Raw genomic sequence first — 20,504 nt, 5'->3', positions numbered from 1 at the left:
ATCGAGAAGAGCGTATGGTTTTAGAAATTTTGAAAACTACCGGATCAGAGTAATGACCCATTGCGGATGGAATGGTGTTATTAATCGTGTACGTTGAGTGCTGATCCCCCGTTTATGGGGTAGAGCCTACGTTGAGTGCTGATCCCCCGTTTATGGGGTAGAGCCGAAAATAAGAATACAGAGTGGTGCCCGGGGCCGGACTTGAACCGGCACGGCGTTACCGCCGAGGGATTTTAAATCCCTTGTGTCTACCAATTTCACCACCCGGGCATCGGGGGATTTTTGTTGATACAACGTAAGTGTATCGAAGTCTCTAATCTTGTCGTTGCTCCTGCGGAGCAAACCAATTTGCCCTTCCCGGCTTCCTGCCTCCCATGGCACTCGTGCTTCCTGCACATCGCCCCCCCGGGCATCGGGGGATACCCAGGTAAATAACCGTTTAAATGAGATTTACCAGGGGGAGTCTCCCTGTATCAGGGAGAGAAAACTGGAGGCGGAACCCGGAGTCGAACCGAGATCCACGGATTTGCAATCCGCTGCATAGCCATTCTGCCATTCCGCCAGATTTGGAGCGGGAAACGAGACTCGAACTCGCGACCCCAACCTTGGCAAGGTTGTGCTCTACCAACTGAGCTATTCCCGCTTAATTCTTTTCTTGAGGCTGTCATAACTCAGCAAGCTGAGCTATTACAAAATACATCCTGTATCTTGCCCTCCGGGCCGTCGCTTTGGCGACGTTCAACATGGTTCCAGACCATGTTGTCCCGCTTAATTCTTTTCTTGAGGCTGGTCATAACTCAGCAAGCTGAGCTATTACAATATACATCCTGTATTTTGCCCTCCGGGCCGTCGCTTTGGCGACGTTCAACATGGTTCCAGACCATGTTGTCCCGCTTAATTCTTTTCTTGAGGCTGTCCATAACTCAGCAAGCTGAGCTATTACAAAATACGTCCTGTATTCTCCCCTCCGGGCCGTCGCCTTGGCAACGTTCAACATAGTTTACCCGGCATTTGACGGACAAGGAGCCCGGTCAAATGTGAGGCTGAATTCTACAGTCAACACCTAAGCTGTCAACCACAAAAGCGTCATTTTCAGACTGAGTGTTGAAAATTTGACTGATAAGCAGCAAAAACGCCCATTCCATTTGATTGCCTTGTCAGGCTTCGGCAGTGAGATGCTTCCAGGCCGCCTTCAGATAGACAAGCATGGACCAGACCGACAGGACCGTGGCAATCAGCAACAACAGCTTGCCAAGCGTAACCCAATAGAGGGGGAAGCCCATGAAAAATTCCAGCTCAGACAGCAATCCTATCAGCGCCAGCATTTGCGCCATGGTCTTGGCTTTGCCGATAAAAGAGACCTTGACCGTGTCCCGCTTACCGGCTGCAGACATCCATTCCCGCAATGCCGAGACAAAAACCTCCCTGGACATCAGCAGGATAGCCGATACGGTGATCCAGACCGTATCGTAACTATGCGCAATCATCAGCAACGCAGCGCATACGATGAGCTTATCAGCCACCGGGTCAAGAAACGCACCGAAGGCGGTGGATTGCCCCAGTCTGCGCGCCAGATATCCGTCAAACCAGTCGGTAATGGCGGCAAACCAGAAGATCAGGGCACCGGCCTGATGGGCCCATTGCCAGTCGAGGAAATAGACGATAACAAATACCGGAATCAGGCATACACGAAGGGCGGTGAGGAGATTGGGAATGGTCCACATACTACTTGTCAAATTCCGGTCATATTCTTCTTCTGGTGGCAATATTACACTATTCGGGCAGATGCCGTCCCGCTATTACACGGCCTTTCGTGTCCATCTTCAGCCATGCAGATGCTCATAGATACTCTGGGCCATTTCTTCGCTGATACCTGGCACTCTGGCCAGCTCTGACTGGCTGGCATTGAGTACTTCCTGCAAGCCCCCCATATACTTGAGCAGACTCTGCCGTCGTTTGGCCCCCACCCCGGGTATGGACTCCAGCCTGGATTGGGTTTTAACCTTCTGCCTACGATTGCGGTGCCCTGCAATGGCAAAGCGATGCGCTTCGTCGCGGATATGCTGGATCAGGTGCAGGGCCCCGGAATCCGCCTCAAGGGGGATGGTGTCGTGACTGCCCGCCAGGATCAGGGTCTCCAGGCCCGGCTTGCGGCTGGTGCCTTTGGCCACCCCTATGAGCATGGGCGTCTTGGCATGGGGCCAGTTTTCGAACTGGGCCTCAGCCTGGGCCAGTTGGCCCTTACCGCCGTCTATAAACAGGATATCCGGGATCTTGTTTTCATCCTGAATACTGCGGTAACGGCGCTTCAGTGCCTGGGCCATGGCCGCATAATCGTCCCCAGGGGTAATGCCCTCGATATTGTAGCGACGGTAGTCGGTTTTGTACGGTCCTTCCCGGTTAAATACCACACAAGAGGCCACAGTCTGCTGACCGGAAGTATGGCTGATATCAAAACACTCCATACGCTGAATGGGACGGTCCAATTCCAGCACCTGCTCCAGTTCCAGAAAGCGTGCGAATACCGATTTCTGGCTGCTCTGCTGGGTTTCCAGGGCATTTTCGGCATTGGTGTTGGCCAGTTTGAGATAACGGCGCTTCTCGTCACGGGCCCCCTGAAAAAACTGCACCTTATAACCCGCCTGGCGACTGAGCAGCTCTTCGATAGCTCCCCCCTCTTCCAATGACATGGGGATCACTACCTGCCTGGGAATAGACTTGTTGCCTGCCAGGTAAAACTGTAACAGGAAGGACTGGAAGACTTCGCCCGGGGTGGAATCGGCCGGCACCTTGGGAAAAAAGCTTTTGCTACCCAACAACTTGTTGTCGCGGATAAAAAAGCCCTGAATACTGGCAATACCATTGCGGTAGGCAAAGCCGAATACATCCATCTCCGGTTGATCGCCACTGACCCACTGTTGTTCCTGAACTTTGCTCAGAGCCGCTATCTGATCCCGGTAGCGGGCGGCAGCCTCAAACTTCAGTTCGGTGCTGGCCAGTTCCATTTTATCTACCAGCACATTGATCACCTCTGCGTTCTTACCCTTGAGAAACATCCTTGCCAGTTGCACCTGCTGCTGGTATTCCTCATTGCTGACCAGGCCCTGCACGCAGGGCCCGGCGCAACGTTTAAGCTGGTATTGCAGGCAGGGACGTGTCCTGGCTTTGTAATAACTGTCTTCACACTGGCGGATGGGAAACAGCTTCTGCATGGTACGCAGGCTTTCCCTTACCGCCCAAGCGCTGGGATATGGGCCAAAGTACTCCCCTTTTACCTTGCGCCCTCCCCGGTGAATGGTCAGGCGGGGATGCTGATGTTCGGTAAGCAATATGTAGGGATAGGACTTATCATCCCGCAACAAAACGTTGTACCTGGGCCGGTACTTCTTAATGTAGTTGTTCTCAAGGATGAAGGCTTCCGTCTCGCTGTGTGTAACAGTGACGTCCATGTTGGCAATCTGGCGTACCAGAGACTCGGTTTTGACACTGCCGAGGTTGCTCCTGAAGTAACTGGCCACCCGCTTTTTGAGGTTTTTGGCTTTGCCCACATAGATTACATCGCCTTTCTCGTTGTACATGCGGTACACACCGGGCTGACCGGTCAGCGACTTGAGAAAAGCCTTGTGATCGAAGGTCTGCTCCTGGCTCATTGGCGCGGATTCACCTCTTTGCCTGATTGGGTTTGCATGGCCTTATTCTGGCAGTTTTTTGCTGGCAGCAAAACGCCCACCAAGACAAAAGGCACGTGAGAGAACATCAAGGACAACGAAACAGGCTTACAGTTGATCTGGATTGATCAGTTTGTGGCGCAGGGCCAGGTGGGTAAGCTCCACATCCCCGGTTACCCCCAACTTTTCGAACATGCGATAGCGATAGGTGTTGACCGTTTTGGCGCTGATGCTCAGGCGTGAGGCAATATCCGGCACCTTTTCCCCCTTGGTCAGCATGATCATGATCTGCAGTTCTCTTTCCGACAATTCCCCAAAGGGGTTGGATTTGTTGCCATCCACCTTCCCCAGCGCAATCTGCTGTGCCACGTCCGGCGCAATGTATTTCTGCCCCGCGCTGACCTGGAAGATGGCCCGGATCATTTCCTTAGGCTCGGCATCCTTGGTGATAAACCCCCACGCCCCAAGTTGCATGACCTTGGCAGGAATCGGGTTTTCCTTGTACATGGACAGAAACACCACCTTGACTTCCGGGTTGTAACGCAGGATTTTCTTGGTGGCTTCCAGTCCACCCATGCCGGGCATATTCATGTCCATCATGACAATGTCCGGTTCCTGACCGCGACAAAACTTTATTGCCTGCTCGCCGCTGTCGGCTTCCCCAATCACCTGGAAGGACTTCTCTGAATCCAGAATCAGTCTGATACCGGTGCGGACCAGGTCATGATCATCTACTAACAAAATCTTTATCAAGGGTCAGCTCCGGCGATACTAATATTGTTGTGAGCTTTAAGTGTTCCCTGGCCCGAACTTCTCGCAGTTACTTTGCAAAAAATTTTCTCTGACCAGAATGAAACCCTGGCCTCAACTCAGGCTATTTCCATTAACGGTAAAAATGGCTGCACAGGCGATTCCAGCCCATGATGACCTGCTGCAGCCCCTGCCCTATATTGCGGGCATAGCATCGGCGTACCTCACAGGTAATGATCCAGCGATCTTCACATTCCCCCACTCTTGCAGGGTTTGACGGCGCGCCGCCACATCGGCATCTGGCAGGTCTGACTGGTAAACCTTCATTCATATTCTGCCATATTTTCCGTGTCACCAGATCTGACAGATAGATAGCATAAAACCCTTGGTTAAGGCTATCAGTAGTCTGTAAATTCTGGCCGAATGTTTATTAATCGGACGATCCTGTTCTTTGTTGTTCCACTTTAAACCTTTCAGCCTTTGGGTGCGACTTCTGCTATCAGTCTTAAACATCCAGATTGGGAGTTGCCACCAATGATACGTGTCTTATTGCTTTTTTGTAGGCTTCTGTCAGGCCTGATTCTTACATTTCCTGTGTCGGCCGATAGTGTCCGCTTCGTTGGCGGTTATTGGTTTGACGGGGAGAAATTTGAACCTGAGCAGTGGTACGCAAGGGACGGCAGACTAACCCGACAACGGCCAGAGCAAATAGACCGGCAGATTGACCTGGCAGGTCTTTACCTGCTGCCTCCATTTGCCGAGGCACACAATCACAACCTGCAAAACCCCTTTCTCGCCCGACGGTTTCACGATGACTATGTGCACCGGGGAATCCTCTATGGATTGATGATGTGCGCCTCTCCGTCGCCAGATAGCATAAGCCTTACCCGGCAGATACTGCGAGAACGGCAAATCCTTGACATTCAACTGGCCAGCGCCTGTATATCCAGCTCAGACGGCCATCCCCTGGCAATGGCACTGCAACCTGAGTCTGGCAGCAGCCAAGCCCCCCGGCCACAGGATCTGTATGATACTAGCTATATCGTTATTGATGAGTTAACCCAAATCGAGACTAAATGGGAACTGGTACAGTCCAGTCAGCCAGATTGGATAAAACTGATACTGGTGCATAGTGAAGACGAATCGCGGAGGGGCAATGAGCACTTCTTCGGTATTAATGGTCTCAAACCTTTTCTGATTGCGCCTTTGGTGGAAAAAGCCCATGCTGCTGGGATCCGGGTTACCGCCCATGTGGAGTCGGCAGCAGACTTTGAGGTGGCGGTAAATAGCGGGGTGGATATGATTGCCCATCTGCCCGGCTACCACTGGCATAAGGGATATGCTCTTAGCGGCTATCGTTTAACAGACAGCAGTATCGCCATGGCCGCACAGAAGAATATTGCGGTAATTGCGACCAGTAACGTGGCAACCATGTTTCACACGCATGATCCGGACCGCCAACAGGCTGTCAGGACACTGCAGATAGAAAATCTCAGCAGGCTGAAGCAGGCCGGCGTACCAATCCTGACCGGCAGTGACAATTTTATGGGCTCAGTGCTGGACGAAATATTTTACCTTAAAGGCGCAGGACTGTTTTCCAACCTGGAGCTGCTTCAAAGCCTGTCCGTAAAAACCCCGCAACAGCTTTTCCCCAAGCGACGATTGGGACAATTTGAGGAGGGTTTCGAAGCCAGTATGGTGGCTCTTAGGGCCAATCCACTTAACGATTTGCGGGCCCTTCAGGAAGTGCAAAAGATCATCAAGCTGGCCAGGGATGTCTCCCCGGCTCCCCGGGCGGCTCCCTGACCAAACTCAGGGAGCCTCGGCAAGCCACTTAGCCCTGCTGTTCGGCCCACCGATTCAGTTTAGCTTCCAAAACAGGCATCGGCATGGCACCGTCAATCAACACCTGAGTGTGGAATTCACGAAGGTCAAACTTGTCGCCCATCCTGGCCGCCAGCTTCTCCCTGAGTTGCCGGATAGCCCGCTCCCCCGTCTTGTAAGACAGGGCCTGACCAGGAATGGCAATGTAACGTTCCACTTCAGACTCGATATCGGCTTCTCCCATGGAAGAATTCTGTCGCATAAAGTCCATGGCCTGCTCCCGGTTCCAGCCTTTTGCATGCAGACCCGTATCCACCACCAGACGCATGGCTCTGAGCTGCTCGTCCGACAGTCGGCCGTACCACATGTAAGGATCGGTAAAAAGTCCCAGTTCCTTACCCAGACTTTCGGCGTACAGGGCCCAGCCCTCGGAAAATACCGTATAACCTTCGAACTTACGAAAATCCGGCAGGCCTTCCACCTCCTGCTGTATCGCTATCTGAAAATGATGTCCAGGGGCTGCTTCGTGAATGCTCAGGGTCTCCAGCAGGTATTTGGGCTGGGACTTGAGATCATGGGTGTTGATGTAAAAAATGCCGGGACGGGAGCCATCTGGGGCCGGTTGCTGATAGCTGGCGCCGGCTGATGAAGCAGCACGGTATGCTTCTACCGCACGAACCTCGTAATCCGCTTCAGGTGCAATACTAAACAGTTTTGGCAGGCGGGCGTTGATATCCGCCTTGACCTGTTCATAGGCCTGGATCACCTGCTCCGGGCTGTCGAAGAAGAACTTGGGATCGGTCTTGAGGTGTTCGAAAAAGGCTTGAAGATCGCCTTCAAAGCCCACCTGTTCTCGCACTTTGTCCATTTCGGCGCGGATACGTGACACTTCATCCAAACCAAACTGGTGGATCTCGTCGGCGCTGAGCGGCAAGGTGGTGTTGACGGCAATCATGTGTTCGTACCAGGCCTGCCCATTGGGCAGTTCCGACAATCCCACCGAGTCCCGCCCCCTTGGCAGATACTCGCTCATGACAAACTCATGCACCTTGCGATACGTGGGCACAATCACCTGCATGATCATGGCCTCGTAGTCCTTTTTCAGTCTGGCCTTCTGTTCATCGCTGAACCCGGCATGGTCTTCCAGCGCCTTAACCGGGCCGTAAAACACACTGTCGCCGGGCGCATCGACTATATGTGCCTGAAGCTGTGGCAGCACTTTGACAATGATGCTTTTGGGCAGCACCACACCTTTTTCCATACCCTGACGCATGGCTTCAACCGCGCTGTCCATATAGGTGGCGAAACCTTCGGTGCGCTTGATGAAATTTTCGTAATCTTCAAGGGTATTGAAGGGCTGTGCGCTGGCCCCTGAGCCCAGCATGGGATAGAAGTTCTGTACACCCCACATCTGATTAAACGGCATCATATGGGCGTTGAACTCAAAGCCCCTGATGGCCATTTTCCGATCCCTAAGGAAGATGTCATAGCTGAGTCTGTCCTGTCCGGACAGGGCATCGGCATCGATGGCCTGAATGGCCTTCAGATACTTCTGTTCGAAGGCCAGTTGTTCGGCCAGGGTGGCTTCGCTAATAGGGTCGGAAAACCTGTCGTTGTAGTCATGCACACCAACAAAGGTGGCATAAACGGGGTTGTTGGCCAGGGACTCGCTGAAATAAGCATCCACCGTTTGCGCCAGTTGTTCGCTTGGCGACACCTGAAGTTGGGCGGCAACGCTTTGCGTCTGATCTGCTGATGCAGTGTTGGTGGGGTGCTGGGCATCCTTCTGACAGGCTGTCAGGGCCAGGGTGACACTAAGGGCGATAAGATGTTTGTGCATGGCATGACCTTTTTATCTTTGTTGTTTACTACCAGTAGGTGAACCATCTTATCCCAGTTGGGCGCCCTTGACAGCAGGTTCGGGTGGCCCTGACTGGGACCACCCGCTAGAATAGCGGCAAATTCTGCAGAAGCGCGACTGTCCAATGAAAAAACATATCTATGTGGCCTACACTGGCGGCACCATCGGCATGCGTCCCTCCAGCAAAGGCTATGTGTGCGTGCCGGGATACCTGTCGCAGACCCTGGCCAGGATGCCCGAGTTCCACCGCCAGGAAATGCCGCAGTTTACCATTCACGAATATGACAGTCTGATGGATTCCTCGGATATGTCGCCCATGGACTGGCAGCGGATTGCCGATGACATTCGTTCAAATTATGACGTGTATGACGGCTTTATCATCCTGCATGGTACCGACACCATGGCCTATACGGCCTCAGCCCTGTCTTTCATGCTGGAGAACCTGAGCAAGCCGGTGATTGTCACCGGCTCACAGATCCCCCTGGCAGAAATCCGCAGCGACGGCCAGGTCAACCTGCTCAATGCCTTGTACCTGGCGGCAAATTACCCGGTGCATGAGGTCTGCCTGTTTTTCAATAACCAGTTATTACGCGGTAACCGCAGCCGTAAGATCCACGCCGATGGCTTCAACGCGTTTGCCTCTCCCAACTTCCCCCCACTCTTGGAGGCCGGTATCAATATCGAGGTGGTTGAGGGTAAGGTACAACCCATTATCCAGCAGGAACTGGTGGTCAGCCCGATGACAGCCCAGCCTATCGGCGTAGTGACGCTCTATCCGGGGATCAGTGCCGAAGTCATCCGCAACACCCTGCAACAGCCGGTCAATGCGCTGATTTTACTCAGTTACGGAGTGGGCAATGCGCCACAGAATCCGGCTCTGTTGGCACAACTCGAACAGGCCAGGAAGCAAGGCATCATAGTGCTTAACTGTACCCAGTGTCTGCGTGGCAAGGTGAACATGGCCGGCTATGCCACCGGCAATGCTCTGGCCCAGGCAGGTGTGGTCTCAGGGGGCGATATGACTCTGGAAGCGGCGCTGGCCAAACTGCACTATCTGCTGAGCAAGGGGCTGCCTGTAGAACAGATACGTGAATTGCTGACCCAAAGCCTGCGTGGTGAGCTCAGCGAATAATACCAATCGGATTAATCTTTAGTGCAATCAGAGCTGCCCAGGAAGGATTAGTTCAAGGCGCGGCTTCGAAGGCATAGTGGTGCTATGTCGAGAAGTCGGAACGCAGAAATAATCCTTCCTCGGCGCTCCCTGTGGGCGAAGTCAAAATGCCCGCTACCTGTGTTGCTCGCATTCGATTTAGCGCCACTAGACCTTCATACGAGCGCCTTGGTATCGAACATTTTGTCTTTCGCTGAATGTACTAAAGATTAATCCGATTGGTATAAAGCCTCACCAGAGGACTATCTGGCTTCGCTGCCGGATACGCTCAGCAGTTCCTCATGCAGTGCCCATTTTTGCATAATCTGTCTGTACTGGCCCTGATCTTTGAGGGCCTGCAGAGCATTACGCAATTTTTCCACTGTGCCCACCGGGGTAAGTTTACTCGCAGCGAGATGGATCTCGCCGGGAAAATCCTCCAGGGCAAAGACCCGCTTAAGTTCAGCCGGTTGAAAGCCTGCATCACTGACCTCCGTGCGCATGGCCAGGGTATTGGTCATTACCAGGTCGATGCGTTTTTTAAACAATAGCCCCCACAATTGATGATATTCAACGCTGAGTACCAGGTTGCCCTGTTCTTCACTGAAACCATGGCTGCGCAGATAACCTTCAGATGTGTAGCCCCGGATAGTGCCGACAATGTACTTCTTGGCCTGTTCGAGACTATCTATTGTGAGTGGGTCCCTCTCGGACAGTGCGACCAGAAAGGGTTTATTGACAAATACCTGGCCCAACCAATGAAAACTCTGTTCGCGCACCGGGCTGCGTAGCAGCGAAGCCATAATGACATTCGGCTGGTGCAGGCTGAGCTCGTGGGCCCGGGCCCAGGGATGGATTTCAAATCTGACCGGTAATCCCGCCTGGTGGCCGATGGCCATCGCCAGTTCATAGATAGCGCCTGTGGGTCTTTTGTGTTCATCGAGATAGTGGAAAGGGGGGAGATCTTCCGAAACAAAAGTAACAGTTGGCGGTTGGGCTTCGGCACCACCAGCCAACAACAGAGCCAGAAGAATCCTGCGAATCATGCTTTTATTCCGGACGATCACTCCATGCCAGAGTACAACAATCAGGCCCTGTTACTCAAAGATCTGTCTGACTCTGGTTAACAATTGCCTGTCCTGCTCCGTCAAACAGCCCTGCCCAATCCAGCTCACCAGCAACTTATCCAGGTTTGGCATCTCCCCTTCCTGCAGCTTTGACGCCATCAACTGCAACTGCAACTGTCTGCGCATTTCCTGCTCCTCCCGGGGGGAAGGGTGATCCGCCACCAATTCCATCAATAGAGTGATTTCGCGCCTGTCCTGTCCTATTTCTGAGGTTGGCTGTTGCACAAAGGCCTCACGCCATTGAGCCGGTAATCCCTCTACTCCCTGGGGCACAGTTCCTGTCCAGTTGGCCAGCAGTTCAAACAGGCTTTGTTTGTCAGCCTGTTGTTGCTTGGCCTGCTGCCCGGCGATCACCTCTTGCGCCAGCCTGTCCAGTTCATCAATCCGTTGACGCCAGTGCTGGGCGGATTTTCCCTCAAGCTGTTTCAGCAAATTCTCAAGTTCTTCACGACATTCCTGCAGGGCCTGACGGACACCTTCCTGGCTGTCCGAGCTGGACAAGCGGCTGCGGATTTGGGTCACCAATTCAAAGAGTTGTTTTTCCACCCGTTCCTGCTGCTCCCTGCCTTGTTGCAAACGGGTATTGCGCCTGGCAAACAGTTCGTCATTGATCTGCCTGAATTCCTGCCACAGGGCCTTCTCGTCCTTATGCCCGGCATGTCCTGTCTGCTTCCATTGCTCCTGGAGCCCCTTGGCCTGCTCACTGGCTTCCAGGCTGTCGGCCTGTTCCAACAGGCCTCTGGCTTTTGCGATAAGACGATGCTTTTGGGCCCCATTGTCCTGTTGCCAGGCGACAATCCTTTCCTGCAACGGCGACAGTGCCTGGCGATAGGCCTGATTCAGCTCATCGACACGCTGATGATCCACCTCACCTGCATTACGCCATTGCTGCTTGAGTTGACTGACTGTCTCGGCAAGTCGCTCCACCGGTACAGTTTGTCCTGCCAGTGCATTGAGCTCTTCGAGCAGCGATAGCCTGGTTTTCAGATTCTGTTCACGGCGCTGCTCGGCTTCGGCGTAATACTGACGAACAGGTGCAAAAGCCACCTCACAGGCCATATCAAACGCCTGGTTAAGCGCTTCGTCTTCTTCGGTATCAATCCTGCCCAGACTGTTCCAGTCCTTGCGTAATTGCTTTACCTTGTCTGATCGTTCCTGCACTGGCAGGTCGGCGCTGGCCAGCCGCTGCACCTCTTCCAATAGCGCTGGCTTTCTTGGCTGGGCCAGGTAAACCTGCCAGTCCCTGAGATTCTCGACCCGCTCCTGAACCTGTCCGAATAAGCGACTTTGCTTCTCCCTCTCCTGTTCGGGCAGCATCTGATACCATTGGCAGGCGCGTTGGTACAGTCCGATAGCCGCATGGAATTTGCCGGTCTGCACCTGAACCTGTACTTTGTGAAGGCTGCCGCGGACCTTACTGGCCAGTTCGCGGACCTGCCCCTCAAGTCCATTGATCGACTGCCTCCAGGCTCTGTCCAGTTCCTGCCACTGTTGTTGCAAGCTTTGCGGCCAGATAGCCACAAAAGAAGATTGGGCCTGACGATACTCGCGTCGAACCTGCTGCCAGAATTGCCTGCTGTCGGCCAGTTCAGGCAGACTCTCAGGCAGTGGATGCTCCGCCAAACACCGGTAAAGCTGCTGTGAATGCTCAATGGCCGCTTGCAGGGCCGGCAGGTCGGCAATCTGAGCTTGCAGGGTCAACAGACGGCTTTGCAAGGCTTCTGGCCGACTGTCCGGACCCAGTCCCTGCAGAACCTGTGCGGCCTGCTCAAGCTTACTTATTGCCAGCTGTTGCCAGGCCTGGTCACAGGTTTCGAGCTGACTCAGTTGAGCCTGAAGCTGCTCTGTTACTTCCTGCACCTGGGCAATCTGTGCAGCCTGCTGCTCTGCTCGCTGCAAGGCTTGTTGCTTTTCCCGCCAGGCTGGCTCCAGTTCTCTTTGCCTGGCGTAGAGGCGGTCACTCAGTTGCTGGTACTTCTCGCTCAGTTCTTGTTGCAAAGATTCTGGTTGCTGTGCAAGACCTTCGGAGAGGGACTGATACTCACTGATCAGCAACTTATGCTCGGTTTCCAGTTGCTGATAATCCTGCCGATCCTTCAAGGCCAACATCTTGGCCAATACCAGACGCAGGGACTTTTCCTGCTTTTCCAATGCCTGCTGGTGATTTTTCAACCCGGCCAGTTTACCGCTCGCCGCCGCTGCCAGCTCCGGCAGCGGATGCTTTCTGGCAATCCGGTTCAGCACGGCTTCTTCGTCAGTCCTTTCCAGCAGGGCTAAACACAGCTCCGCATTGCGGCTTTCCTGTATGACCTTTTGCTCCAGAGCCGGCTTGGCAATTTTGCTCAGTATGGCCAGGCTCAGCGCCGTATCCTCGTCATGCTGCCACTTTTTAAGCAACAGCTTCTCCAGCAACGCCGGATTGCTGCATTCACGGACAAAAGCCTGCCGTTGTTTCTCATCAAGCCGGTTGCCATCTTCCGCCAGCAGCATGGACTCCACCTGCTGCTGGGCCCGCTTATGGATCCGTTCGTTCTTTTCCGTCAGCGCCAGCTTCCACCAAAGGGCAAAACTGTCCAGGTGCTCCAGGGCCGCCAGGCGTACGGCCGGGCTTTCGTCATTAAAGGCCAGTTCATGCAATTGGGATTTTTGCTCTGGCAGGGCCGGATCCAGACTCTGTATAGCCTTGATTCGAACGGCAGGGTCCGGATGCTGAAATTTGGGACGGAAAAGCGCTTTAAATATCATCCGTTTTAAACCTGGCAATGGAAGGCTGAAATTGTTGTTTTAAGTCCCGTTTGGACTTGTGAATAATCTGGCCATTAGCCCCCACCTGCATATGCTGATCGGGTTTGAGAACCTTAGCCTGATACATCATCACCGCTTGCAGGCTGCTGTCCCGCTGGGCGGGAGTCAGGTGGGTGCCATCCGGCCACTTGCCGGTTTCCACGGCCTGCAATAAGCGTTCGTATACCTCAAAGGGCATGGCACAGACCATCGCGTCGATATTCATTCAGTCTGACTTCCTGATAAAAATTAACCGCACCCGATTGACCACATACCAGACAAAACCAATCAGGGAACAACCGATAGCCAGATTGTACTGCAACTGGCCATGCCAGAGGCAGAGGGGGCCGCCGTTTTTTATCAGGTTGAGAGCAAATTCGCATTCAAATTCACTCGGTGCTGAATCCCCCCAGTAGAGGATGGCAAATCCAGCCACAAACATCAGCATAGCCACCATGGATTGCGTCTGGATGGACTGAGTCTTCTTGAACTTCTGCAGGCGCTGCTTGCGCAGAATATCCTCATCCGAGGCCTTACCGATAGCAAAGCCGCAGTGCTGACACTGGCTGGCCTTATCAGAAATTTTCTTGTTGCAGGATGGACAATCAATCAGGGCCATTTTTCCCCCCATCAGTCATAGAAGTTATTCCGTTGGCGCTTATAGCAAAAGCGCGGCCTTGGCCGCGCTTCATCAAACTGTCAGTCCTTCGGGGCCGACTTGGCTTTGAAATCACGCCAGTACTCGTCCACTGTTTCTTTCATTTCCTTGCGCAGCATCATAATACCGAACAGATTCGGCAGGGTCATTACGACAATGGCCACCGCGGCCAGGTTCCACACCAGAGTCGTATCGGAAAATGACGCCCAGAAGAAGCCTGCAACATAAAATACCCGGTAGGGCATGACGGAACGGGGGCCCAGCAGGTAGGTCATGGCCCGGTCGCCGTAATAGGACCATGCAATGGCTGTGGAAAAAGCGAACAACAACAGTCCGATAGAAACGATGTACTGGCCGTAATCCCCGAAGAAACCGCGGGTAAAGGCGATGGTCGTCAGAGTCGCGGAATGCACCAGGGACTTGCCGGTGACAATAATATTGTCCTTGGCCAGCTTGCCGTCCTGCACATTCAGGGTACCGGTGAACAGATCTTCCTTCTCTCCCACGCTGAACATCACATCTTCCGCCACAGAGCGGGCGTTGATGACGGTAAAGTCGCGGGTCAGGGCCTTGCCGGCGACCACTTCAATACTACCGTTGAAGGTTTTTACCTGATGGCCGGTTTCATTATTCAGATAGAGATACAGTTGGTGCTTGTCCTGGTCATTCTGATCTGAGTACTGGCCTGCCAGTATCACCATATCGGCACGTTCAAACTGATTGTCGAACTTTTCCTTCCAGACGCCGGATGACAGGATCACCAAACCAGTGAGGGTACAGATGATAATGGTATCGATAAAAGGTTCCAGGATAGACACCATGCCCTCGGAAACCGGTTCATCGGCTCTGGCGGCGGCGTGAGCGATAGGAGCCGACCCCTGCCCCGCTTCGTTGGAGAACAAACCGCGATTTACACCACGGTTAAAAGCATAAGCGATGGTGGCGCCGAGGAAACCGCCGGCAGCGGCAGAACCGGTGAAGGCATCGGAGATGACCGAGGCAAAGGCCGGACCAATATTCTCGATATTATAGAAAATCACCCCCAGTGCGCCGACAATATAGAGTACCGACATAAAGGGCACGATTCTGGAGGTAACCTTGGCGATACGATGGATACCGCCAAGGATCACCAGACCCAGCAATACTGCCAGTACCCCGCCGGTGAGCATGGGCTCAAGACCGAAAGTGGCTTGCATGCCCTGGGCGATGTTATTGATCTGCGGCAGGTTACCGGTGCCAAAAGAACTGATCACTGTGGCGATGGCAAAGGCAACGGCCAGCCACTTCATATTCAGGCGTCTGTCCATGTAAAACATGGGGCCGCCAGCCATCGTGCCGTCCTCGGTCTTGATCCGGTATTTGTGTGACAGGGTGACCTCAACAAACTTGGTGGTCATGCCCAAAAAGGCCGTGGCCCACATCCAGAACAGGGCGGCCGGACCACCGAGAAAAATAGCGAAAGCCACTCCGCCTATATTGCCCGTACCCACGGTACCGGAAAGGGCGGTAGTCAGGGCCTGGAAATGCGACGTATCGCCCGGGGCGCCCTTACGGTCCAGCTTACCGGTGACCACCAGCCAGGCATGTCTGAAGTATCGAATCTGTGGAAAGCCCAGGTACAGGGTAAAGAACAGACCCACGCCCAGCAGCACATAAGGAAACCAGGCTGCACTGCCCAGCATGCCATCGAGGCCGAGTAATAGTTGATTGAAGGATTCCAATGCGTTCCCCTTTTATTTATCGTTATTTTCGCTTGTTATAGATAAGCGGGCGGCTTTCCATCCACCCGCGCACAGCTTACCTGTGTTCATGCATTATTTGCAGTCTTTTAATCCCGCCGCAGACGCCATCGGACCTGTTGCGGATCGGACCTGTCAGAGCTGGCTGAGCACAGCCCGTATCGCCACCAGCACATCCTGTCCCAGCTTTTTGCTGCGCTCCGGTGACCAGCCGTAGGCCGCATCGGGCAATTCGGCGTTGTCCTTGAACGGCATTTCCAGCGTGTAGGCCAGACACTGGAAGTCGTTGCCCACGGCATTGGAGCCTACGGTCAGATTGGCTTCACCAGGTTTGTCCTTGGGATAGCCGTAGGTATCCTGGAATTCCGGTGTAGCAATCAGCAAAGCCTGTTTGAAAGTGCTTTCCAGATGGGCAATCTTATCCGAGTAATTGGGTATCCCCTCACCGCCGGCCACAAAGTTATAGGGCAAGGCTTCATCACCATGCACATCCAGAAACATGTCCACCCCGGTCTGTTGCATCTTATTGCGAACATGGAAGACTTCCGGGCTGTTTTCCAACGACGGATGAGCCCATTCACGATTCAGGTTAATTCCCTTGGCATTGGTGCGCAGGTGGCCGCGAACTGCACCGTCCGGGTTCATGTTGGGCACCACGTAAAAGACCGCCTGCTCCAGCAATGAACGGGCCAGCCCGTCATCTTCGTCGAGCAACCGCTCCAGCAATCCTTCAACCAGCCATTCGGCCATGGTCTCTCCCGGATGCTGGCGGGCAACGATCCAGATTTTCTTCCTGCCTTGTTCTGCCTGTCCTATGGTCAGCAACGACATATCGCGGCCATCGAGGGTTTCGCCAAGATGACTGAGCTCGCAATCAAACGAAGTCTGCGCCCAGGCCAACAGATCAAGGTGACGCTCATAGGAATAAGGGGCGAAATAAGCAAAATAGGTGGTAGCGTACTCGGGCGTATGGTCAATAATCAGGCTGTTGCCATCGAATTCGCAATCCACCCTGAACCATTCCTGGCGGTCATAGGAGGCTACGGCCTGGTAGCCCTGCCAGCCATCCGGATAGGCAGACTTGGCCAGATCTTCAATGACCAGCCTGTGATTCTGCATGGACTGACTGTCGAGTCGGAAGTGAAACCACTGATAAAAGTCTGATTGATTGTCCTTGCGGATACGAAGACGAATATTGTCCGGGGAATTGGCCTCAACGACCTGGATATTACCGCTATCAAAATTGCAGCTTATTCTCATTGTAAATCTGACGTAAGGTGAATGACGGCGCTTAATCTAACACAAACTGGGGCATTTCTCACAAGCCCGAGGCCAGCCATTGGCGCACTTTAAGTCCCAGTCCCGAGCTGTAACCCATATCCGATGCCAGCACCCGGTTATCCCTGTCCAACAGGTAGTAGGTGGGATACCCGCGAAGATTAAATGTCATTTTCAGTTCCTGATGGCCGAGCAGAACCGGACCACTTACTTCATGTCGGCGAACGAACTCCCACACCTCCTCGACAGAACCATAATCCATGGCGATGGTAATTACCCTGACCGCTTTGGAATCCAGACTGTTCAGATTGCCGATGCTGGCAGCGCAAATCCCGCACCAGGGGGCAAAAAAGTACAGCAGTACAGGTCGCTCGTCTGCCGCCAAGAGGATCGACTCCCTCTGTAACGACAACAGGCTGATTTCCTCTACCTGACTGCCGCTCACAAGCATATGCCGCGTCTGCCACTGGTAAACTCCTCCCAGCAGCAGGATTAACAGGGCCCATCGCCCAAGGGCTCTGAGCCTCCTGGACCTGACCAACTTCTTCATTCACGCCTCCTTTTATCAGGCTGTACTCGTATTTTTATCGTCTCACCGTCTGACAGCCGCGATTATTTTTTAATGCCTTTTCACCGGCGTAAAATTTTATCGCTACACTCATGTGTGGCAGGCCAAAGCTGAACAGAGCCTGCCTTTGGGCGGTCCATCATTCCCGGAGAATGTGCATGGCGTCACGTGATTTGAAAGATCTGGTCCCAGAGGCCAGAGAAAAAGCTGAACGGGTTACCCGTGCCTGCCATGATGCTGCCGGCTTCGACCTGCTTATTTATTGTACCCTCAGAACATTGGAGGAACAGGCCAGACTCTACCGCCAGTCCCGTTCCAGGGCCGAAGTCGAGCAGAAAATGGCCAGCTTCCATCGTCAGGGTTTCGGCTTTTTGGCCAATGTACTCGAATCGGTCGGCCCCTGCTATGGCAAGCATGTCACCAATGCGGCCCCTGGCGAGTCTTGGCACAACTATGCCGAAGCCTGGGACGCCGTGCCGCTGATCGGCGGCAAAGCTGCCTGGAACTATCTGGAAGCCAAAGATCATTGGGATGCCTACGGAGAAGCAGTACGCCAGGTGGGAATGAGCTGGGCGGGCGATTGGACGACCTTCAGGGAATACCCCCATGCACAGTTGCGCATCGGGGGTAACCCGTTGAAAACCCTCTCCCCGGAGGCCGTGCGGGAAACCCTGATCAAAAACAAACTTATCGATGCCAATCTGTTTTAGGAGACTGCACCATGATGCAACTGATTGCCGCCATCCCAAACATCTTCTCTGCCATCAATAAAGTGTCCGATCTGTTTGGCAAGGGGCGCCAGACGGTGCAGCAGATTACGGGCCAGGCATCTGTGGCCTCAACACCGGAAGAGTTGCAAACTGAAGTCCAGCAGATGTCTCTGGATCAGCAGAATCGTTGGGCAGAAATCATGGCCAGGGAAGTGGACCAGTATCTGGCCCAGAATGAGCGCCTAGGTGTGGAGATTGGCCTGGTGGACAGTCACATCACCAGTAAACTGGATGCCAGCGCTGCTTCAAAGATTGCTCTGATGCGCATGACCACCCGCCCCTGGGCGGTGCGCTGGATGGTCTACTATGTGATGTTTCCCTTCTTCCTTGTGGTGATCGACCTGATCCAAAACCTGCTGGTGACCTGGCTGCCTTTCCTGCAGCGTTGGATCCAGCCATTTAACGCTTTCGAATATGTGTTCGGGGTCATGCGCTGGCCGGATCATCCAGACCCGGGCCTGATGAGCGGACTGGCGCAACTTTTCTCTCAGGGACAGGGCCCGGTCACCTTTGCCGGCCAGTTATATATGGAGTCTATTCCCTGGGTGGTGGGGATCATTGTCAGCTACATGGGACTCAGGGAGATTGGCAAAATAAAGGGGGTGGCGGATAAAAAGCCGGAGGGGCAACTACAAAGCGCCTCTCCGCCGTCAGTTGTGACCGAAGCCCTGCATCAGGGCGTCAGTCTGGTCGGCAACATCCGGTCCTGGTTTAAAAAATAACCGGCAGGCCGTTGTCCCTGTCAGGTTCCTGCTGTAAAAAAGCCCGGACAAGCCGGGCATTTTCAGTGTAGCTCTGTTCTTATCGGATGACTTTACTGGCCGGCAGGGTCGGTACCTTTTGTCCGGCCATATCCTGCACCACACGCATGACCTGGCAACTATAGCCAAACTCGTTGTCATACCAAACATACAGGGTGGCCCTGTCGCCTGCCACAATAGTGGCCTGGGAATCCACCACCGATGCAAAGCGCGACCCCACCAGATCGGTAGAAACGATTTCCGTGGACGCCGTATAGTCAATCTGATGCTGTAAATCGGAGAACAGCGAGGTCTTGCGCAAAAACTCGTTTATCTCCTCCCTGCTGGTTTCCTTACCCAGATTCAGGTTCAAGATGACCAGCGATACATTGGGAGTGGGGACACGGATGGCATTACCAGTGAGTTTTCCTGCCAGCTTGGGATACGCCTTGGCCACGGCTTTGGCAGCGCCGGTTTCGGTAATGACCATGTTCAGCGGTGCCGCACGGCCACGACGCTCGGCCTTATGGAAGTTGTCAATCAGGTTCTGGTCATTGGTGTAGGAATGCACTGTTTCCACATGACCGTTAAGAATACCATAGTGCTCATCCAGGGCTTTGAGTACCGGTGTTATGGCATTGGTGGTGCAGCTTGCTGCAGAGAGTATGGCGTCTGCAGGATCGATGTCATGATTGTTGACCCCATAGACGATATTCTTGATGTCGCCTTTACCCGGCGCGGTCAACAACACCTTGGCGGCGCCTTTGGACTGCAGATGCATGCCCAGTCCGTCACGGTCACGCCACATGCCGGTGTTGTCCACCACGATGGCATTGTTGATGCCATACTTTGTGTAGTCCACCTCGGCTGGACTATTGGCATAGATCACCTGGATATAGGCGCCGTTGGCTTTCAGCGCATTGCGCTCCGCATCCACCGTAATGCTGCCGTTAAAAGGACCATGCACCGAGTCACGGCGCAGCAGGCTTGCGCGCTTTTCCAGGTCTCCTTCCTTGCCACCCCTGACGACAATGGCACGCAGGCGCAACTTGTTGTTACGGCCGTGGCGCTCAATCAGAAGGCGGGCCAGCAGGCGGCCAATGCGGCCGAAACCATAGAGCACCACATCCTGGGGTTCATGGGTGTCGTCCCGATCGACGATATCGGCCAGCTCATCACGCAGATAACCCTGTATGTCGCGGCCCTGGGCCTTATCCCCGAAATGATAGTTATAGGCCAGCTTACCCAGGTCCACCTGGGCAGGAGCCAGCTTCATCCCGCTCATGGCCTCCAGCAGCGGCCAGCTCTCACGCAACCGCAGCTTATTGCCCGTATGCAGGCGCACCATGCGATGCGCCTTGATGATGTCTATGCTGTTAGCCCCCAGCAGTGGACGACCATAAAGAGTTACCTCGACCGCCTTTTCACGGTACAGTTTGCCAAGCAGAGGTTGCATCAACTCGGCATATTCCTGCCGCTCCTGCCAGCTGTTCAGTAACTCTTGTTCATGTTGGTGGTTCATGCACTTCGCCTTTACGTCTTTGGGTTATAGAAGAGGTGGGTTGTCGATGACGCGTGGATAAAAAC

Annotated in this window: 16 protein-coding genes and 3 tRNA genes; 4 read left to right on the top strand and 15 right to left on the bottom strand. The window is 53.8% G+C overall.

The features are described from left to right. Nucleotides 1–183: 183 nt before the first annotated feature. From J0A66_RS16975 to uvrY, 6 genes are all read right to left on the bottom strand, one after another. A tRNA-Leu gene (locus tag J0A66_RS16975) sits at nucleotides 184–270 on the bottom strand. Between the two features lie 218 nt (nucleotides 271–488). After that, nucleotides 489–562: transfer RNA gene (locus J0A66_RS16970), tRNA-Cys, on the bottom strand. 5 nt (nucleotides 563–567) lie between these two features. Further along, a tRNA-Gly gene (locus tag J0A66_RS16965) sits at nucleotides 568–643 on the bottom strand. 514 nt (nucleotides 644–1,157) lie between these two features. After that, nucleotides 1,158–1,724, bottom strand: a complete 567-nt coding sequence (gene pgsA, locus J0A66_RS16960; protein WP_206575037.1) for a CDP-diacylglycerol--glycerol-3-phosphate 3-phosphatidyltransferase — start codon at nucleotides 1,722–1,724, stop codon at nucleotides 1,158–1,160. 99 nt (nucleotides 1,725–1,823) lie between these two features. Beyond that, nucleotides 1,824–3,650: an excinuclease ABC subunit UvrC gene (gene uvrC, locus J0A66_RS16955; RefSeq protein WP_206575036.1), complete on the bottom strand. Its 1,827-nt coding sequence runs from the start codon at nucleotides 3,648–3,650 to the stop codon at nucleotides 1,824–1,826. A 126-nt stretch (nucleotides 3,651–3,776) separates the two neighbouring features. Beyond that, nucleotides 3,777–4,421, bottom strand: coding sequence for a UvrY/SirA/GacA family response regulator transcription factor (gene uvrY, locus J0A66_RS16950; protein ID WP_206575035.1), 645 nt, complete (start codon nucleotides 4,419–4,421; stop codon nucleotides 3,777–3,779). Between the two features lie 591 nt (nucleotides 4,422–5,012). On the opposite strand from uvrY, the gene J0A66_RS16945 reads away from it, so the two are divergent. Next, the gene (locus J0A66_RS16945; protein ID WP_206575034.1) at nucleotides 5,013–6,224 is read left to right on the top strand and encodes an amidohydrolase family protein; all 1,212 of its coding nucleotides are present in this window, start codon (nucleotides 5,013–5,015) and stop codon (nucleotides 6,222–6,224) included. Nucleotides 6,225–6,252: 28 nt separating this feature from the next. Here J0A66_RS16945 and J0A66_RS16940 read toward each other — a convergent pair whose 3' ends face one another. After that, the gene (locus J0A66_RS16940) at nucleotides 6,253–8,082 is read right to left on the bottom strand and encodes a DUF885 domain-containing protein (RefSeq protein ID WP_206575033.1); all 1,830 of its coding nucleotides are present in this window, start codon (nucleotides 8,080–8,082) and stop codon (nucleotides 6,253–6,255) included. 145 nt (nucleotides 8,083–8,227) lie between these two features. Here J0A66_RS16940 and ansA point away from each other — a divergent pair, with 145 nt between their 5' ends. Continuing rightward, complete coding sequence (ansA, locus tag J0A66_RS16935) at nucleotides 8,228–9,235, top strand: asparaginase (protein WP_206575032.1); 1,008 nt, start codon at nucleotides 8,228–8,230, stop codon at nucleotides 9,233–9,235. 281 nt (nucleotides 9,236–9,516) lie between these two features. Here the strand turns inward: ansA and J0A66_RS16930 are convergent, their stop codons facing one another. From J0A66_RS16930 to J0A66_RS16900, 7 genes are all read right to left on the bottom strand, one after another. Next, nucleotides 9,517–10,299, bottom strand: a complete 783-nt coding sequence (locus J0A66_RS16930; RefSeq protein ID WP_206575031.1) for a substrate-binding periplasmic protein — start codon at nucleotides 10,297–10,299, stop codon at nucleotides 9,517–9,519. A gap of 51 nt (nucleotides 10,300–10,350) precedes the next feature. Then, on the bottom strand, nucleotides 10,351–13,125 hold the full coding sequence (locus tag J0A66_RS16925; protein WP_206575030.1) for a DUF349 domain-containing protein: 2,775 nt from the start codon (nucleotides 13,123–13,125) through the stop codon (nucleotides 10,351–10,353). Beyond that, the gene (locus tag J0A66_RS16920; protein ID WP_206575029.1) at nucleotides 13,115–13,390 is read right to left on the bottom strand and encodes a YeaC family protein; all 276 of its coding nucleotides are present in this window, start codon (nucleotides 13,388–13,390) and stop codon (nucleotides 13,115–13,117) included. The genes J0A66_RS16925 and J0A66_RS16920 overlap by 11 nt, the downstream gene beginning before the upstream one ends. Then, the gene (locus J0A66_RS16915; RefSeq protein WP_206575028.1) at nucleotides 13,391–13,783 is read right to left on the bottom strand and encodes a zinc ribbon domain-containing protein; all 393 of its coding nucleotides are present in this window, start codon (nucleotides 13,781–13,783) and stop codon (nucleotides 13,391–13,393) included. It lies immediately after the preceding gene. An 80-nt stretch (nucleotides 13,784–13,863) separates the two neighbouring features. Then, on the bottom strand, nucleotides 13,864–15,543 hold the full coding sequence (locus J0A66_RS16910) for an alanine/glycine:cation symporter family protein (protein WP_206575027.1): 1,680 nt from the start codon (nucleotides 15,541–15,543) through the stop codon (nucleotides 13,864–13,866). Nucleotides 15,544–15,696: 153 nt separating this feature from the next. Further along, nucleotides 15,697–16,821 (bottom strand): M14 family metallopeptidase, encoded by a 1,125-nt coding sequence (locus J0A66_RS16905; protein WP_206575026.1) that lies wholly within the window; start codon nucleotides 16,819–16,821, stop codon nucleotides 15,697–15,699. 58 nt (nucleotides 16,822–16,879) lie between these two features. Further along, nucleotides 16,880–17,389: a TlpA family protein disulfide reductase gene (locus J0A66_RS16900; RefSeq protein ID WP_206575025.1), complete on the bottom strand. Its 510-nt coding sequence runs from the start codon at nucleotides 17,387–17,389 to the stop codon at nucleotides 16,880–16,882. A 176-nt stretch (nucleotides 17,390–17,565) separates the two neighbouring features. Here J0A66_RS16900 and J0A66_RS16895 point away from each other — a divergent pair, with 176 nt between their 5' ends. Together J0A66_RS16895 and J0A66_RS16890 are read left to right on the top strand one after the other, a co-directional pair. After that, on the top strand, nucleotides 17,566–18,117 hold the full coding sequence (locus J0A66_RS16895) for a M15 family metallopeptidase (RefSeq protein ID WP_206575024.1): 552 nt from the start codon (nucleotides 17,566–17,568) through the stop codon (nucleotides 18,115–18,117). A gap of 11 nt (nucleotides 18,118–18,128) precedes the next feature. Next, the gene (locus J0A66_RS16890) at nucleotides 18,129–18,899 is read left to right on the top strand and encodes a hypothetical protein (RefSeq protein ID WP_206575023.1); all 771 of its coding nucleotides are present in this window, start codon (nucleotides 18,129–18,131) and stop codon (nucleotides 18,897–18,899) included. A 79-nt stretch (nucleotides 18,900–18,978) separates the two neighbouring features. Here the strand turns inward: J0A66_RS16890 and J0A66_RS16885 are convergent, their stop codons facing one another. Next, nucleotides 18,979–20,439: a glyceraldehyde-3-phosphate dehydrogenase gene (locus tag J0A66_RS16885; RefSeq protein WP_206575022.1), complete on the bottom strand. Its 1,461-nt coding sequence runs from the start codon at nucleotides 20,437–20,439 to the stop codon at nucleotides 18,979–18,981. Nucleotides 20,440–20,504: the final 65 nt, after the last annotated feature.

Source organism: Bowmanella dokdonensis, from assembly GCF_017254865.1.
Taxonomy (GTDB): Bacteria; Pseudomonadota; Gammaproteobacteria; order Enterobacterales; family Alteromonadaceae; genus Bowmanella; species Bowmanella dokdonensis.
This window is presented reverse-complemented; position numbering and strand designations above follow the sequence as displayed.